This window comes from Agrilactobacillus fermenti, from assembly GCF_021030645.1.
GTDB classification, from domain to species: Bacteria; Bacillota; Bacilli; order Lactobacillales; family Lactobacillaceae; genus Agrilactobacillus; species Agrilactobacillus fermenti.
The window spans coordinates 57,087-73,466 of sequence record NZ_JACGCJ010000003.1 but is presented as its reverse complement, the minus strand read 5'-3'; the positions used below and the strand labels follow the sequence as shown (position 1 = coordinate 73,466).

The 16,380-nt window shown below is 40.3% G+C and carries 11 protein-coding genes and 1 pseudogene; 6 read left to right on the top strand and 6 right to left on the bottom strand.

The genetic code is table 11. The features are described 5' to 3' along the window. Positions 1–8 precede the first annotated feature (8 nt). A pseudogene (locus FHQ08_RS13275) lies at positions 9–2,921 on the bottom strand (family 78 glycoside hydrolase catalytic domain); the annotation flags it as partial. A 412-nt stretch (positions 2,922–3,333) separates the two neighbouring features. Between FHQ08_RS13275 and FHQ08_RS01605 the strand changes: the two are divergent. Both FHQ08_RS01605 and FHQ08_RS01600 read left to right on the top strand, forming a co-directional pair. Continuing rightward, the gene (locus FHQ08_RS01605; RefSeq protein WP_230912638.1) at positions 3,334–5,385 is read left to right on the top strand and encodes a KUP/HAK/KT family potassium transporter; all 2,052 of its coding nucleotides are present in this window, start codon (positions 3,334–3,336) and stop codon (positions 5,383–5,385) included. Positions 5,386–5,571: 186 nt separating this feature from the next. Then, the gene (locus FHQ08_RS01600; protein WP_230912637.1) at positions 5,572–6,870 is read left to right on the top strand and encodes a MucBP domain-containing protein; all 1,299 of its coding nucleotides are present in this window, start codon (positions 5,572–5,574) and stop codon (positions 6,868–6,870) included. Between the two features lie 29 nt (positions 6,871–6,899). Here FHQ08_RS01600 and FHQ08_RS01595 read toward each other — a convergent pair whose 3' ends face one another. Then, the gene (locus tag FHQ08_RS01595) at positions 6,900–7,583 is read right to left on the bottom strand and encodes a 2,3-bisphosphoglycerate-dependent phosphoglycerate mutase (protein WP_230912636.1); all 684 of its coding nucleotides are present in this window, start codon (positions 7,581–7,583) and stop codon (positions 6,900–6,902) included. Between the two features lie 81 nt (positions 7,584–7,664). Between FHQ08_RS01595 and thrB the strand changes: the two genes are divergently transcribed. Then, a complete protein-coding gene (thrB, locus tag FHQ08_RS01590; RefSeq protein ID WP_230912635.1) occupies positions 7,665–8,528 on the top strand; it encodes a homoserine kinase in 864 nt (287 codons plus the stop codon). Positions 8,529–8,632: 104 nt separating this feature from the next. Here thrB and FHQ08_RS01585 read toward each other — a convergent pair whose 3' ends face one another. Together FHQ08_RS01585 and FHQ08_RS01580 are read right to left on the bottom strand one after the other, a co-directional pair. Beyond that, the gene (locus FHQ08_RS01585) at positions 8,633–9,742 is read right to left on the bottom strand and encodes a DMT family transporter (RefSeq protein WP_230912634.1); all 1,110 of its coding nucleotides are present in this window, start codon (positions 9,740–9,742) and stop codon (positions 8,633–8,635) included. 22 nt (positions 9,743–9,764) lie between these two features. Further along, positions 9,765–10,712 (bottom strand): AEC family transporter, encoded by a 948-nt coding sequence (locus tag FHQ08_RS01580; RefSeq protein ID WP_230912633.1) that lies wholly within the window; start codon positions 10,710–10,712, stop codon positions 9,765–9,767. Between the two features lie 136 nt (positions 10,713–10,848). On the opposite strand from FHQ08_RS01580, the gene lepB reads away from it, so the two are divergent. Next, positions 10,849–11,424, top strand: coding sequence for a signal peptidase I (lepB, locus tag FHQ08_RS01575; protein WP_230912632.1), 576 nt, complete (start codon positions 10,849–10,851; stop codon positions 11,422–11,424). Between the two features lie 187 nt (positions 11,425–11,611). On the opposite strand, the gene FHQ08_RS01570 is transcribed toward lepB, so the two are convergent. Beyond that, entirely contained in the window at positions 11,612–12,721 is a 1,110-nt protein-coding gene (locus tag FHQ08_RS01570) for a lactate oxidase (protein ID WP_230912631.1), read from the bottom strand. A 413-nt stretch (positions 12,722–13,134) separates the two neighbouring features. Here FHQ08_RS01570 and spxB point away from each other — a divergent pair, with 413 nt between their 5' ends. Next, complete coding sequence (gene spxB, locus FHQ08_RS01565) at positions 13,135–14,874, top strand: pyruvate oxidase (RefSeq protein WP_230912630.1); 1,740 nt, start codon at positions 13,135–13,137, stop codon at positions 14,872–14,874. A 299-nt stretch (positions 14,875–15,173) separates the two neighbouring features. Next, a complete protein-coding gene (locus FHQ08_RS01560; protein WP_230912629.1) occupies positions 15,174–15,371 on the top strand; it encodes a hypothetical protein in 198 nt (65 codons plus the stop codon). A gap of 103 nt (positions 15,372–15,474) precedes the next feature. Here the strand turns inward: FHQ08_RS01560 and FHQ08_RS01555 are convergent, their stop codons facing one another. After that, positions 15,475–16,365 (bottom strand): Rgg/GadR/MutR family transcriptional regulator, encoded by an 891-nt coding sequence (locus FHQ08_RS01555; protein ID WP_230912628.1) that lies wholly within the window; start codon positions 16,363–16,365, stop codon positions 15,475–15,477. Positions 16,366–16,380 lie beyond the last annotated feature (15 nt).

Genomic DNA, 16,380 nt, shown 5'->3' with positions numbered 1-16,380 from the left:
GGTGCAGAGCCCCATGGATGGGAGAAAGTCATATTAGATTTTAAAGACGGATCCCAAGCCTCAGTCGCAATCGTTGCTCCAAGATCATTGATCACATGATCCCAACTGCGTAAACCTGTCCCGTTCATAAATTGCACGGCTGTATCACCGGCATTACTATTATACAAACCATCCAATAAGAAGTAAGCACCATAAACACTGCCCTTAATTTTCTGTTGACTAGCCAAATAATGAGCCATAGCTTTTGCCATTTTAGGACTATCATAGACCCCATAGGCTAAGGCAAAAGCCGTCGCATGTTGAGAATAATGTGTACTGTTTTCTGAATCCTTAAACGCCCCCTTCGATTTATCATAGAATTCACGAATCATGGCTGATTTTACCTTAGCAGCATCCGCTGCAAATTGTGTTTGGTCTTCCGTTTTTCCCACAGCCTTAGCAATTTTAGCCATATCCGTATAAGCGCCATAAGCGACAGCATTTAAAACTGTATTATAATTACCAAAGTCATACCCATCGCGCTCAGTGGTGGGCTAGTCTACTAACACAGAATTCCAGCCATTATTATGCAGCCCATTCTTGACTAACCCATTTTGATCAATACTGCCCGTGTATAGTTGATCCCCATTGGCTTTGATCAAATCATAGTATTGCTTTAATTCAGACTTATTACCGGTGTACTGATAGTCATTCCAAGCACTCATCACAGTATAGAGTACATATTCAGCAGGCCAAGTGCGCTGAGTAGTTAACCATTCATTGGAGAAGCGTGCCAGAGCATAATCATTAGAAACAGCATAGCTGGATAAAGCATTGATTAAGACATCACCTTCATAGGCGCCCCTTTCTCGCGATTGCGAGTCCACCATCAAGTCTTGATTCGTGGCCTGAACCGTGTATTTAGTGAATTCATAAATTTGATTTAAACGTTGGTCAGATGATGCAAATGAAGCTGCTGAATTATCAAAAGCTTGTCGTAGTGCAAGGCCACGAACGTTATCTTTCGTTAATTGAGTTGGACTACCTGTAACTTCAATATACCGATAAGTCATTAAATCACTGGTTACAAAGTCTTGCGTTCCCGTTCGATAAGTCCAAGTTTCTTGATAGTGGTTCCCCGTACGCATTTGCCATTTAACGGCGCCATTCTCTAGTTCCTCACCGTAACGAACCTTCATTTGCCCTGGTTGATCCGCGTTTATACCTTTGAGAGCTAATCCCCCAACAATTTCCTTACCTAGATCAATTAGGTAATGTCCTTCGCCTTCAGCGGTCACTTTTGCAGGTGTTATTTCAAATTGTGCCATGTTATCAACAGGATAGGCTGTTAGCTTATTTTTATCAGTGGTAATCTCACCAACTTTATGCGGCTGGACCCAACCAGTTGTTTCATTTGCTTGATAACCGGGCGCATCCCAACCACTTGGGAAATCTAGATTATTAATATTTTGAGCGGCAACTTGATAATATTGAGTCCCCAAGCTAGTACCATCATCGCCTAAAGCATTGGTACCATCTTTCACCAACCAACCAGCGTTTGCCAGTCCGCTGTTGGTCACAACCTGCTGGGTCCCATCTTTATAATAAAACGTGAGCTGAGCTAAAAAACCTTGATCTTCAGTAGCATAGTTTAGAGCACCTAAGACATTTTCTCCCGAACGTAATTGCTTGGTCACATCGAAAGTATTATAAAACATACTGGTGCTATCTTTACTCTTTCTAGTTGGTGACACACCAACAAACTGACCGTTCAATGAAAGCTTAGAAACAAATTGACGACTTTTAGTGCCAGAACGGGCCGTTACATTTAAAATGGCATGATCAATACGTTTTGGATCATCAACATTAAAGCTTTTCCGCATGAAAACATAATGGTCTTGAGCACTAAGGCTACCCTTAAGCCCTTCTTGGGGGTCAATAACTTGAGTCGTCAAAAGACTCGGTGTACTAACATTATTAGGTATATTCAAACTACCAGCATTAACTTTTGTCCCTGGGAAATCTGACGTTGCCTTCTGAAAATCATTCTGATAAAGTACTTGGTTATTATCTAAACTCGTGATTTTGAGATCTTTGACATCAGCCGTTTCACTGCGTCCAGTGCGGAAACCCACTGATCCAGCTGTTAAATCCGTTGCCAAATTTTTAGTATTTACCAACTGATAGGCCGCAGCTTGAGGTAATTTTATGTAAGTCTTGACTGTTTGCCCCGGAATAACTAATCGTATCTGAAAGTAAGCATCGGTTGGTAACTTAACTTGGTTCAGTGAGATTGCTTGATTATCCAGTAATTTTGGTGTGCCGTCAGTCGCAATATGTGGGCGTAATTCATTGTGATCCGTACGAATCTGCCACATGAGATATTGCTTCTGATTTTGAGCTCTAAAGACAATCCCTAAAGCGCTGGCCGTTTTTACCTGTAAGTCAATTGCATAGTTCTGCCAGCCATGATCGGCCCAAAAATCAGTGGCAGGAACTTGTTTGGGGTCATTCCAAATTGCCTGTGTGCTTTGCCATTTCGGTGTCGTTGTAAATGCTTGTGCTGTCTGAAGTGCACTTACTTGGCCATAGTTGTCTTTGACTTGTACCGACCAGTAATAAAGTTCATTATCTGCTAATTTTTGTGCCGCTTGTTTCAGATGAACATCACTGGATTTGCTTGCGTCATGCCAACCCGAATCAATAACTAAATTTTGTGCTTTTAAAACATCAGTCTGGTTATGCCCAATGACAATACGATAAGCTGTTTGTTTTACATCATTTTGAGCTGCCTGTATTGCCCAAGAAAATTGCAGATTCTCTTTAGCCACACTTAATGGTTGTTTCATCAAGTTAATTCTTAAATCATTCACTTGTAACGTTGTAGCTGCCTTAGCCGAACCACTACGTGTTGATTTAGCAAAACTAACCACAAATATCATCACCAATATGGTCCCTACTAAATAAAAAAATAGTCGTCTATGTTTCAATTAAAACCCTCCCTTGATCAATCATTACCACTTAGCAGTATGGCACGCATTAGTATAAAAATGCAATCGCTTACATGGTTTGTGAATAAATGTCTTATTATTTGTCCATATTAAAGTTGGGCCACAAAATCATCACAGCGACTAAAGTTTTTTTGCGGTATCAAATATACATTTTTAACTATGATTAGCCTTATTTTAATAGTAGTTATGACTTTCCAAGCCTTTTAAATTAGAGTCACAGTTACTTATTTCAACTCTAAAAAAAATTGTGTTTCATAACACAACGCCTTGAATGGTTTTACCTTTCATGAAAAAGGTATACAATAATTTTCAAGTTAGTTGATGATTTGGAGTGCAGTAACTTATGAAAAGAATAAAGAATCTTGAATCAAAACCCAAACTAGGCGATCGGTTTTCAATTGGCGGTCTGATTATCGCTTTAGGTGTTGTGTATGGCGATATCGGCACCTCGCCGCTATATGTTATGAAATCCATTGTCGCTGGAAACGGCGGCATGGGACACATTTCCGATCGATTTATCTTGGGTGCGGTATCCCTCGTCTTTTGGACATTATTTATTGTAACCACGCTTAAATATGTCTTAGTTGCTTTACGTGCAGATAATAATGGTGAGGGCGGTATTTTTGCGTTATACACCTTAATCCGTAATCGGGGTAAGTGGCTGATCGTCCCCGCGATGATTGGGGGCGCCTTCTTGCTAGCAGATGGTATGTTGACGCCTTCAGTCACGGTTACTACCGCTGTGGAAGGCTTAAAGGGGGTCCCGATCAATCATCAGATCTTGCTCTCTACCCAATCTGAAGTTATTTTAGTTACCATTTTAATTTTAGCCTTTCTATTCTTCATCCAGCGTTTTGGAACAGAATTGATCGGCAAGGCTTTTGGGCCGATCATGTTACTTTGGTTCACTTACATAGGTATTGTCGGTCTAGTGGGCATGTCTAAAGATTTAAGCATTCTCAGAGCCCTTAATCCCTACTATGCCATCCAAGTGCTTTTCTCGGCAGATAACAAAGTCGGTATTTTTATTTTAGGGAGTGTTTTCTTAGCAACTACCGGTGCTGAAGCGCTCTACTCTGATATGGGTCACGTAGGCCGAAAAAATATCTACGCGAGCTGGCCCTATGTAAATTTATGCTTAGTCCTGAACTATTTTGGTCAAGCTGTCTGGATCTACCAACACAACAATAATGCCGCTTTTGCCAAAATTTCTGATTTTAACCCGTTTTTTGAAATGCTGCCAAGTAAACTCCGTATTTTTACCATCATCATTGCAACTTTAGCTGCAATTATTGCTTCACAAGCATTGATATCTGGTTCTTATACCTTGGTTTCTGAAGGCATTCGTTTGCATCTTCTGCCCCGCTTACACGTCATTTACCCGACCAATTTTCGGGGTCAACTCTATATTCCTACTGTCAATGCGATTTTATGTCTCGTTTGTTTAACCATTGTTTACACCTTTCAAACTTCTGAACACATGGAAGCAGCTTATGGTTTAGCCATCACTGTGACCATGCTCATGACAACGTTATTGCTATTTGAATTTCTGCGTAAAAAGCATGTCCCTACAATTTTGAGTTTAGGCGTCCTCCTCTTTTTCGGTAGTGTTGAATTTATCTTTTTCATTTCCAGTCTAGTGAAATTTGCTCACGGTGGCTGGGTCACCATTTTGATTGGTGCAGCTATTTTAAGCATCATGTATATTTGGCAAATGGGGGACTATTACCGCAATAACAATATTTATCGTACCGAAGATGTCTCATTAGTAGCCTATAAAAATCAACTCAGCTCTCTTTCAAAAGACGACCGTTTTCCTCTGTACACGGTGAACCTCGTTTATATGACTAAGGTTCATGACGAACGCTATATTAAGAAAACCATTCTTTATTCTATTTTAGATAAACGTCCAAAAAGAGCCGGTGTTTATTGGTTCGTGACTGTCAATGTCACTGACGACCCCTATTCTGCCGGGTATACTGTCGAAACATTTGGAACGGACTATATGATCAATGTCCAATTATATCTAGGCTTTCGAGTGGAACAAAAAGTCAATGTTTATCTAAGACAAATTATCAACGATATGATCGCAAAAGGCGAATTACCAGCTCAACCGCAACAGTACACAACAATTCCGGATCGTGATGTCGGTGATTTTTCATTTGTCATGTTACAAGAAGAATTATCCCCTGAAACCGAGATCAAGGGCTTTCAGAAAGCAATTATTCAGGCGCGTCTTTTCTTACAAAAAATCACTGTCTCGCCTGCAACTTGGTTTGGTCTAGAATACGCTGATGTGATTACGGAACGCATTCCTTTAATTCTTGGAAAAATTCCGATTGTTAAATTAAAGCGGCTCAAACAAAAGCCTGAGGACTTCAGTAATACCCTATAATCTTCAAAGCGATAAACCGAATATTTATGAACTTTTTAACCTTGATTGACCGTTTTTCTGTAAATAAATTGTAACGAATATTAATTCCTGTTTACAAAAAGATTATTTCTATAAATAAATCAATAATTCGTGTTATGATTTAAAATACTAAGTCGTGGTCATGATTATTGGAGGTATTTGCGTAAAATGAAACGCTCACAAAAAAAGACAATAAGTACGTTCGCAATTATCGTTGCGTTAAGTCCCTTATTGTCTTTTGGGCATTCAACCCCTTCTTGGGCAGCGAGTGAAGCAGCTACTGACAATCCTATTTCTAAACCAGTTACTTCAACTCAAAGTGCGCATCAAGATGGACAAGCTAATGATGGTGACAAGTCTATCTATAGCAGCTCCAGTAGTCAAGCTACCACGAGTTCAAATCATTCTGAGAGTAGCAGTGATACAAGTTCAGCTAGCTCTTCTTCTAGTAGTTCTAGTGCTTCAAGCAGTTCAAGTAGTTCTTCGAGTAGCTCATCCAGCTCTTCTAGTTCATCCAGTTCAAGTAGTTCTTCTGCCTCTAGTAGCTCTAGTTCTACCAATCCACCTGATGATCACTCTGGCACTAATGAAGATCATAATTCCAGTAGTTCGGACAATAGTGGTCAAAATGTCACCCCTACCCCACCTACTGATGCTCAAAATCAACCAGATACCGGGGCTACACCAGCGCCTAATCATACACCAGCCAATAATGCCGATCAGGGGTCAGGTACAACGGGACGTGCCCCAACAATCAGTTTCATCATTCACTTCGTAGATGAATCTGGTGAAGCCATTAGCACACAACAAGTGGTCCAAGATGTCATTGGGGCTAATTATACAATCAAAGCCCCCAAAATTGCTGGGTATACTTACCTTAAGTCAGACCAGTCATTAACAGGCACGATCACAGCCAACCAAAATGATATAACACTGATCTATCATAAAGATTCCGTGGCCTATCGCGATTCTCAAAATCACTTGATCAATCCATCTGAAAAAAGTGAAATTGCAGCCATTGATTTCCAAGTTGGCACATTCAAAGTGGGTAAAGACGTCAAACCGCCAGAAGGTGTCTATAAAATCTCTGTAGTTGATTCTAGGGTCAGTGGCAATATTCAAGTCTTTGATGCCCAAAACAATTTAATCAAACAAGTTGATTACACCGGCCCAGCCGATCAAAAGTTTACAATTAGTAAACAGCCTGCAGCTGATGCTCATGTGAAGGCGGCGCCAGATCGAATCTTATTACTCAATGATGAAACCCTTAAAATCAACATACCTAATGGCGTGCGATTAATTCCCGACAATGATGATCAAACAGCAGCTGACAATCAAACGCAACAAATCAAAAGTCAAAAGCACTTTACAAAAGCAACAGCACTGCATCCAAAAACACACCATACATTTTTGGATAGTGTCAGCAAATTCATTTGGGGTATCGCAAAAAAGATCAGACTTCTTTAAGAAGCTGATCTTTTTTAGTTCTATCAAATTTAAATATTCGCTTTAATTCTCATTTTTCGCTGCAGATTTAACTGAGCATCAAATTGATAAACAATAGCTTCACCGTTGGCAACTTCAACGCCATCAATGTCAGCGTCAGAAATCTGCTCAATGTATTTGATCATAGCACGTAAACTGCTCCCATGAGCAACAACCAATTGATCTTTGCCTAAGCGTAATTTGGGTGCAATTTGTTCCTGATAATAAGGATCTAACCGATTGGCGGCCATCTGTAAACTTTCACCCCGTGGGATACAGTCAGCAGTTAGTTGGGCATAGCGACGATCCTGATCGCGGCGAGAAAGTAGTGGGGGCACACTTGTAAAACTGCGCCGCCAACGCTGCACTTGTTGTTTGCCAAATAACTGCCGCGTATCGTCTTTATTCAAGCCACGTAACGCACCATAATGACGTTCATTCAAGCGCCACGATTTATATAGCGGTAGATCATTTAAATTTAAAGCATCTAAAATTAAATAACTTGTCATGATTGCACGTTGTAACACTGAAGTATGGCAAGCACGAAACTTAAAATCAAATTCAGCTAGTTTTTTACCAATTGCCTGTGCTTCTTGTTTACCCTTAAGCGTCAATGGCACATCAGACCAACCAGTATAAACGTTCTGTTGATTTGCGACACTTTCGCCGTGACGTACAAGTACCAGATGTGACATCTAAAGAACTCCTTTGAAAAAATGAAAATGACAATAAAATGAGATATAATTAGAATATATTAATTTTCACTGGAGGTTATCATGAAAATCCAAGTTCCAGCGACCACAGCAAATTTAGGCGCGGGCATTGATTCCTGTGGCTTAGCTCTTTCATTATATCTAACGGTAACGGTTGGCCCTGAAACCGTTGAATGGCAGGTTAAACATAACTTATCTGCCAGTATCCCTACTGATTATACCAATATAATGGTCGAAACCATACGACAAATTGCGCCTGACGTCATGCCTCACCTCTTGATCGTACATTCGGATATTCCCACTGAACGTGGCTTAGGTAGTAGTACAGCCGCCATCGTTGCTGGTGTTGAGCTAGCTAGTCGCCTCGGTGATCTAAATTTGTCTATGACCGAAAAAATTGCCCAGGCCTCTTCGTTTGAAGATCATCCGGATAATGTTGCCGCCGCTTTTCGGGGCAATTTCGTAATTACAGCCATGGTCAAGCAACGTGTCTATTCTGTCCGTCATTTGTTCCCAGAAGCAGCAATTATCGTTCATGTCCCCAATCACAAGTTAACTTCTTACGAAAGCCGTAATGCACTTCCCAAAACGATTGCTTATGATCAAGCCATCACTGGCAGTGCGATTTCAAACGTCATGATTGCAGCAATTATCTCGGGCGACTTAAAACTGGCGGGTCCCATGATGGAGCTAGATACATTACAAGAGACGTACCGGGATCAATTTGTCCCAGAATTAGAGGCTAAACGGTTCGTCGCCAAACAAAACGGCGCCTATGCCACCTTGATCTCCGGAGCCGGCCCAGCCTTGATCACCATTGCACCTGAAACTTCACGGCAGGCGATTAAGGCTGCCTTACAACAACAATGGCCAGAAGATACCTATTTAGATCTCTCGGTTGATAAAGATGGCCTCCAAGTTTTCTAACTCAAATAAATTAATAAAAATGGGATTCAGCACAAACTTTTCGTTTGCCGACTGATCCCATTTTTGTAGTACCTATCAAATCAATCAAAACTAATCACTGAAACTCAATTTGTTTCATTACGCTTAGCATAGTTGGTCGCTGCCACTTTAGATTGTAAAGCTGCTTTTTTGGCAGCCAACGCTTTACGATCTGCCACTAATTGTGCTTGCGCCGCTTTATCAGCAACTTCACCTTCTGCTTCAACTGTATCTAAATAATCGTCGGTAGCCATTGTATTCTTTTGTTCGGTACTGCGTTGTCCCAAGAAACTGATTGTGGAACCTACTAAAATAATCGCAATACCGACCAAAGTGTTCACAGCAATGGACTCACCCAAAATGAATAAGGCCATGATTGGCGCCAATGCTGGTTTAATAAAGAAAACCAATGAAGCAGTAGAAACATCAGAGCGTTCCATAGCAATGAAGTAAGTTGCAAAACCAGCCCCAGTGACGCCAATACCAATATATAAGATCATTAGAATCGTTTGACTGGAAATGCCGGCAAAGAAAGGCATGTTGACAAAATCTTTGGCCAGTGCAGATTGTCCCATCAGGGCGCCAACAAACGGCAAATGACTTAAGGCCATCACAAAGGCCAACTCTAAACTACCTAAAATAAAGGTAAAGCACGTCATAGTCACGCCATCGAAACCTTGGTTTTGAGAGATTTTACGAGAAATAATACTATAAAACCCAAACGTGATAGCTGACCCAACTGCTAAAATCATGCCAACTGGTGCCGACAGATGGAATGGGTTGATGATCATGATCAAACCAACGGTAGAAACCAAAACCGAAAGTAAATTTGTACGCGATAACTTCTCATGTAAGATCAAGTAAGAAAAAATCAGCGCAAAAACTGGGTTGGAACTGAATAAAACTGCCACAATCGAAGCTTTACCATAGACAACAGCTAGTTGAAATAGCGTCATACTAACGATCACACACAATAATCCGGTCAAGGCGAAGCCTAAAAGTGCAGAACGGTCCAATCTTAAATGATGGATGCGCATCGAGCGAATGGCTAATGGCAACAACACCAAACCACCAATCAAGAATCGGATGAAATTTAATTGAATGGGGTTAAAGACGCTGCCAGCCATTTTCAATGTAATTTCCATAGAACTGAACAAGAATGTTGAAACTAAAACGAATAGAAAAGTTTTTCGCAAGTAAAAGGACTCCCTTAAAAATTTAGCGAATGTTTTGCGTAATTGTCATCAAAATCGGAATAATCACCATGCTGATCACCGTACTTTCGGTAACCATAATGGCAGCATAGTCAGCATCTGCACCATAAAGTTTAGCCACAACGGGGGCATTGGTCATAACTGGCATCGCTGACTGCATGATAAAAACTTGCTTTAATAAAATTGGTAATCTCGTTAGCAGCACCAATAGTGCCATCACAAGCGGTGCAAATACAAAGCGGCCCATCAAAATACCAAGTGCATCTTTCGTGATGCGGAATGAATGCAAACCAACAATACCGATCTGAATACCAATAAAAAACATGGATAATGGAATGGTTAAACCGCCAATATATTGCAAGTCAGACATCAAAAATGTTGGCAAATGCCAGCCTAAAATCACAAAAATCACGCCGAGGATGAACCCAAATAATGGTGGTGAAAAAACTTTTTTAATGGCTGTCCATAAATTAAAGGCCACATCTGAGCTGCCGTCTCTTTTGATCAAATAAACCCCTAATGTCCAAAAGAAGAAGGTGTTCGCCATATAATAAACCAACACATAGGGTAGACTGGCATCCCCAAACAGTGCCCGATTAACTGGCAAACCAATAAATACCGTATTTGAATTAAAGAACATCGACTTAAAAAGTCCAGCTCGTGTCTTCGGAATTCGAAAGATCTGCACGGCCGCAAAAGAAAAAGCAAAGAGAATCAACATTGAAATAACTGGGAACCGCAAATCTGGTAACAAAGTTTCCAGCTGCTTGCGCGTAAAATCTTTCATAATTGTCGCCATCATATAACATGGCAAAGCAACTTGCGTCACAAGCTTGGCAATCAAATGACTAGACCGGTCATCGAACCAATGAACACGTGTGAGTACATATCCCACGGCAATCATGACCAAAATAATTAGAACGCCAGATAAACTATTGAAAAAGACAGCCATACCATTCCCCCATTTGGTCGTCAAATTATTCACTAGTTTAACACTTTTTCAGAAAACTTTACAGTTCCTTACAGAAAATGAATGCGACCTACTTCATCCATAAGGTACAATAAAGCAGTATTGGAGGAGTAATACCTTGCAACCTTTTTGGAAAAAAATCATTCATAATCAAATATTTAAATTTATAACCCAGTGGAGTTTAATCATTATTGCCATCATTGGTGTGGCGTTATTTCTATTTACTTCTGTCTTTAACAACCAGGCAATCTTTGGCTCATCAATGCAGCCCAACTTTAACCCTGGTGACCGTGTGCTCGGTAATCAATTGAGTGCAGTCAAACGCGGTGATGTCGTTATTCTCAAGGCACCTGATGAAAATGGTGATCATCACTATATCAAACGTATCATTGGCTTACCCGGTGATCGCATTTACGCTAGTGACGATACCCTTTTTGTGAATGGTAAACCCGTCTCCGAACCTTATTTAGATACTTACAAAGAAAAATTAGCTCCCGGTGATCACCTAACTGCCAATTTCACTTTAAAACAGGTTACTGGTACGGCTAAAGTCCCGGCTGGCAATTACTTTGTCTTGGGGGACAACCGCCGTATTTCTCGAGATAGTCGTCAATTCGGTTTCGTATCTGCCGATGACATTCGCAGTGTCGTCTTTTTGAAGTATTGGCCTTTGAACGATGTGCATTTTTACTGAGTATCCAGACACTACATAAAGCCGAATAATCTAAAATAAACCAACATAAATTTTAAATACGCTGTAACTGCCTATAAAAAATACACCTATCCAGATAACCAAGGATTACTTACCTTGTTTACCTAAATAGGTGTACGGCTGCTTCAGTCTTTTACGTTATTTACAATTTAAATTTTAATGCATTTTACTAATAATGAATATGCAAGAGTTGTGCGCGTTTCACATCTTCAATGGTTTGCGTACCGGCTAATTGCATATCAATCTTCAATTCATCATTCAAAGTTTCGAAAACGGATTGAACACCCAATGCACCACCAAGTGCCAAGCCATAAATGACTGGCCGACCCATTGCAACTAAATCAGCCCCAGATGCTAAAGCCTTAAATACATGAGAACCACGCCGAACCCCACTATCAAAGATAATTGGCACCCGATGGTTTACAGCCTTGGCAACAGCTGGTAAAACATCAAAGGAAGCTGGCCCACCGTTTAATTGACGGCCACCATGGTTGGAAACATAAATACCTTGGGCCCCCGAACCAATAGCTAACATAGCATCGTCTGGTGATTCAATCCCTTTAACGATCACTGGTAGATCCGTGTAACTAGCAATGCGTTCCACGTCTTTACCACTGATCTTTTGAGCAGCAGAAGCATAAATTTCTGCGATACCCTTGCCTTTACCATCACCATCTGAATATTCAGAAAGGTTAGCCATTGGAATCGGAAATTGGAAGTTATTCCGCATATCTTCTTCACGGTAACCATCGATCGTAGCGTCAACGGTCAAAATGATTCCTTTCACGCCTGCTTTTTTAGCTTCATCAAGCAAATGCTCGTTAAAGTCCCAATCTTTACTCATATATAATTGGAAAAATTGTGGGGCCCCATTGCCAGCAGCTGCTGTGTCGGCAATGGATGTCGATGAATAAGTACTTTGTGCCATTAAGCCGCCGACAGCTGCAACGCCCTTAGCTGTGTCTTTTTCACCTTGAGCATGAGCCAAGCCCTGAGCAGCAGTTGGTGCCATCATAATTGGTGTTTTTAAGTTCAAACCAAAGACGTTTGTCTCGGTTGAAGGATTTTCCATATCAGTTAATGACCGAGGGACAATTTGGGCATGTTCAAACGCATTTGAGTTTTCACGTAGTGTCCATTCGTCTTCTGAACCACCACGAATATATCCAAACCCACCTTGGGGAATAATAGCTTTGGCCTTAGCTTCTAACTCGGTCAAGTTAATAATGTTTAATTTTTCTTCACGATCACTTTGTTCGTATCCATTTACAATTGTCAATCTAAGGACCTCCAAATAGCTAACTTTTTGTAAGAACAAAGCCTATTATATACACTTACAAAAAATAAGCAATACTTTTACCACAAAAAATTGGTCTATTTTACCGTCTTGAATCAAGAAGCTCGTTAAACAAACTAAGCCTAACAACATTAAAAACGTTCCATTTACCATAAAAAAACGCTAAAATTTTTTCTAAATCAAATGATCGGCAATAAATAAATCTACTTTCTAAGATAATAATAACAGGCCGTAAAACTGTGCCAATAATAGGATAAAAAACTTCCCAAGTTCAATCACATGAAAAAAATCGGTGAGTAAGCTAAGATATAATTGTATCCGCTTTAAAAAAGCGTTATACTCATAAATGAAATCACTGCTTACTAAATGTAAGAGATAAATTGGAGGGTATTTTTATGACTGATACAATTAAGTCCGGTGTCGCAATGGTCAAGGTTCTTGAAGACTGGGGTGTTGATCATCTTTACGGTATTCCTGGAGGTTCTTTCAACTCCACGATGGATGCTTTGTTTGAAGAACAAGCTAAAATCAAATACATTCAAGTCCGTCATGAAGAAACTGGGGCAATTGCTGCCGCAGCCGATGCAAAATTGACTGGTAAAATCGGGGTTACTTTCGGTTCTGCCGGCCCTGGCGCAACCCATTTATTTAACGGTCTTTATGATGCCAAAATGGACCATGTGCCCGTTTTAGCCTTGATTGGTCAAGTCGCCGCTTCAGCAATGAATACCGACTTCTTCCAAGAATTGAATGAAAATCCAATGTTCGCTGACGTATCCGTTTATAACCGGACCGTCATGACACCGGAACAATTACCACATGTGGTAGATCAGGCGATTCGTCAAGCCTATGCTAAAAATGGTGTGGCCGTTGTCACGATCCCTGTTAGCATGGGTTGGGAAGATATTCCAGATACTTATGTTTCCACAGCCCACAACTACCGGAAGCCAAATTATGAACCTGATGTCAAAGATGTAGATGAAGCCATCAAGTTGCTAGATGCCGCTAAACGGCCTGTACTTTATGTTGGCCAAGGTATTCGTGGGGGCTCTGATGTCGCTCAGAAATTGGCTGAATTTTACTCGATGCCGATCGTTTCCTCTGTATTAGCTAAAGGCTTGATTCCTGATAGCAACCCGGCTTACATGGGCACGGCTGCACGGGTAGCTTCAAAGCCAGGCAATGACATCATGGCCAACGCTGATACGATTTTGTTTGTTGGTAGTGACTTCCCATTTGCTGCTTATTTCTTTAATCAAGCGGCTAAGTTTATCCAAGTAGATATCGATTCTTCTAAGTTTGGTAAGCGCCACACCACTGATGTTTCAATTCATGGTGACGCTAAACGAACAATGGAATTAATTTTAGAGCGTGGTCATCAAAAAGCTGAAACCGGCTTTTATAAAGCTGCTTTGGCTGATGCTAAGAATTGGCACGAATGGCTCGCTGGCTTTGCCGATAGCGACCGCACACCATTACGTGTTGAACCTGTCTACAAAGAAATCAACCGCATTGCTGACGAAGATACGATTTTCCCTACAGATGTTGGTAATGTCACGATCGACTCTGTGCGTTTCTTGGACATGAATCCAAAACAAAAATTCACGACTTCTGGCTGGTTTGCAACGATGGGCTATGGCTTACCTGCAGGTTTAGCCGCACAATTAAGTTATCCTAAACGCAAGGTCATTACGATCAGTGGTGACGGCGGTTGGGCGATGGCTTCCCAAGATATTGTTACTGAAGTCAAATACAAGTTACCAGTTGTCAACGTTATCTTAAGTAATGATAGTTTTGGCTTCATCAAGGCCGAACAAGATGATACCCATCAAAGTCATTACGGGGTAGATATCGAAGGTGCCGATTGGGGTGCAGCGGCAACGGCTCTAGGTGCTAAAGGATTCACCGTACGGACATTGGCTGAATTAAAAGCTGCTTTCAAAGCTGCTGAAAATCCAGATGGTCCTGTTGTCATTGACGTCAAAATTGCTGACGAACGGCCAATTCCAGTGGAAGGCCTCGTGATCGATACCGAAGCTGGTCATTCACAAGCTGACGTTGATGCCTTTAATAAGACTTATGAATCTAGTGATTTAGTACCGTTTAGAAAATATCTGGAAGAATTTAATGCTTAATTTATGTGAGCGCCTTTTGGAACACATTTAAAATTTAATTATTTGCAAGTAGAGGGCGAGGCAAAACTGACGTTTTGTCTCGCCCTCTATAGTCTTATATCACTTACTCAAACAGTAATATCACACCCATTTTTAAAGATATCTTCTCTTGACAGAGAAAAGTTATAAGTGTAATACTTTATTTGGATAGATCAGTAAGCGGTTACCATGCATGTTGTCAGTAGCTATCATGGTACTTCAAGCTGATAACTGAATTAGTATGACTTAAATCAGCTAGAAAATGAAAGAAGTGATATCTAATGATGTATCCTTATATTAATTTAGGGCCTAGAGATGGCGTTTTGATAATTGCAGCCCTGGTACCGTTAGTTTTAACACTAGTTTTCAAGTGGTCATTGTTGGAATTTGTACTTTCTGTTATTGCCGTAATAATTGCGTTTCTGGCAGGCAGCATGAAAACGGATGAGAAGAACATGCTTTCGTTTCTAAAAAAATAACCTAGATTGCATTTATTTCAGACCGTACAGTACACAACCAGGTCTAAAGACAAAAAAGTAAAAAGCACTTGCTCAGTTTTTCTAGCTGGACAAGGGCTTTTTGTTAGCTCTCAGTAGTCGGACAATTTTCGCCAAGCTCATCTAAAAATTCATGCCAATAATTCTCATATAACTTAACCAGCTGAGGCGAATGAAGTACCCGAAAAACAGTAAGACTTTCTTTGACCTTTTCTTCAGCTGCTTGAGGGTTGCCCTTCAAATAATTTAACAGCCCCTTGATGAAATGTAAGACATTTTTTTCATAAAGATATTGTTCGTTATGAATTGCATGTTCTGCTTGCTCGATCAATTGAACCAACTCGGCCGTTTTACTTTGAAATGCCATAATGAAAGCTGTTTTTAAGATAATATATAAAAAATCTGCTTGGTGGTTCCAGTTGACATCGATCATTTCGGACCCATTTTTCAACATTTGCTGTGTTAAATAAAATGTCTGGTCTGGTGAAAACAAATCTATGATACTCATGTAAAGCCTTATTTCATAATGCGTCCAAGTTTCCTTTTCAAAAAGATAGTTATACAGAAAAAACTTCTCCTCTGAATCAACGTTAGCGGCCTGATGTTTGGCCAAGATTGCTTTCTCTTTAAGGAAATTCACATAGTTATATTCTGTTCGATTCACCAACCATTTATGATAATAATAGTTTTTGAGCTGATTTGAATATGCGATGCTTTGTGCGTCCGCATAATCCTTAGTATCTTCGTAATGAAATGGCTGGTAACAATTGTTTCGATTATTATGTATGTAAACAAATTCCTCTATCGAAACATTGATATTCAATAATAAGTGATAAAGCTTATCAAAAACAATCTTGCTTTGACCGCGTTCAAAACGTGATAAAAACGACTTTGAAACAACATTTTTGGCTGCTGCGGTTAAACTGATACCTTTAGCCACTCGCAACTCTTTAAAAGTTTGTCCGTAATCCGTCATATGTCGAGCCTTCTC

Bases quoted from the DNA above. Each gene is read 5' to 3' on its own strand.
- FHQ08_RS01605 (WP_230912638.1), top strand. From the start codon at position 3,334: ATGAAAAGAATAAAGAATCTTGAATCAAAACCCAAACTAGGCGATCGG.
- FHQ08_RS01600 (WP_230912637.1), top strand. From the start codon at position 5,572: ATGAAACGCTCACAAAAAAAGACAATAAGTACGTTCGCAATTATCGTT.
- FHQ08_RS01595 (WP_230912636.1), bottom strand. From the start codon at position 7,583: ATGTCACATCTGGTACTTGTACGTCACGGCGAAAGTGTCGCAAATCAA.
- thrB (WP_230912635.1), top strand. From the start codon at position 7,665: ATGAAAATCCAAGTTCCAGCGACCACAGCAAATTTAGGCGCGGGCATT.
- FHQ08_RS01580 (WP_230912633.1), bottom strand. From the start codon at position 10,712: ATGGCTGTCTTTTTCAATAGTTTATCTGGCGTTCTAATTATTTTGGTC.
- spxB (WP_230912630.1), top strand. From the start codon at position 13,135: ATGACTGATACAATTAAGTCCGGTGTCGCAATGGTCAAGGTTCTTGAA.
- FHQ08_RS01560 (WP_230912629.1), top strand. From the start codon at position 15,174: ATGATGTATCCTTATATTAATTTAGGGCCTAGAGATGGCGTTTTGATA.
- FHQ08_RS01555 (WP_230912628.1), bottom strand. From the start codon at position 16,365: ATGACGGATTACGGACAAACTTTTAAAGAGTTGCGAGTGGCTAAAGGT.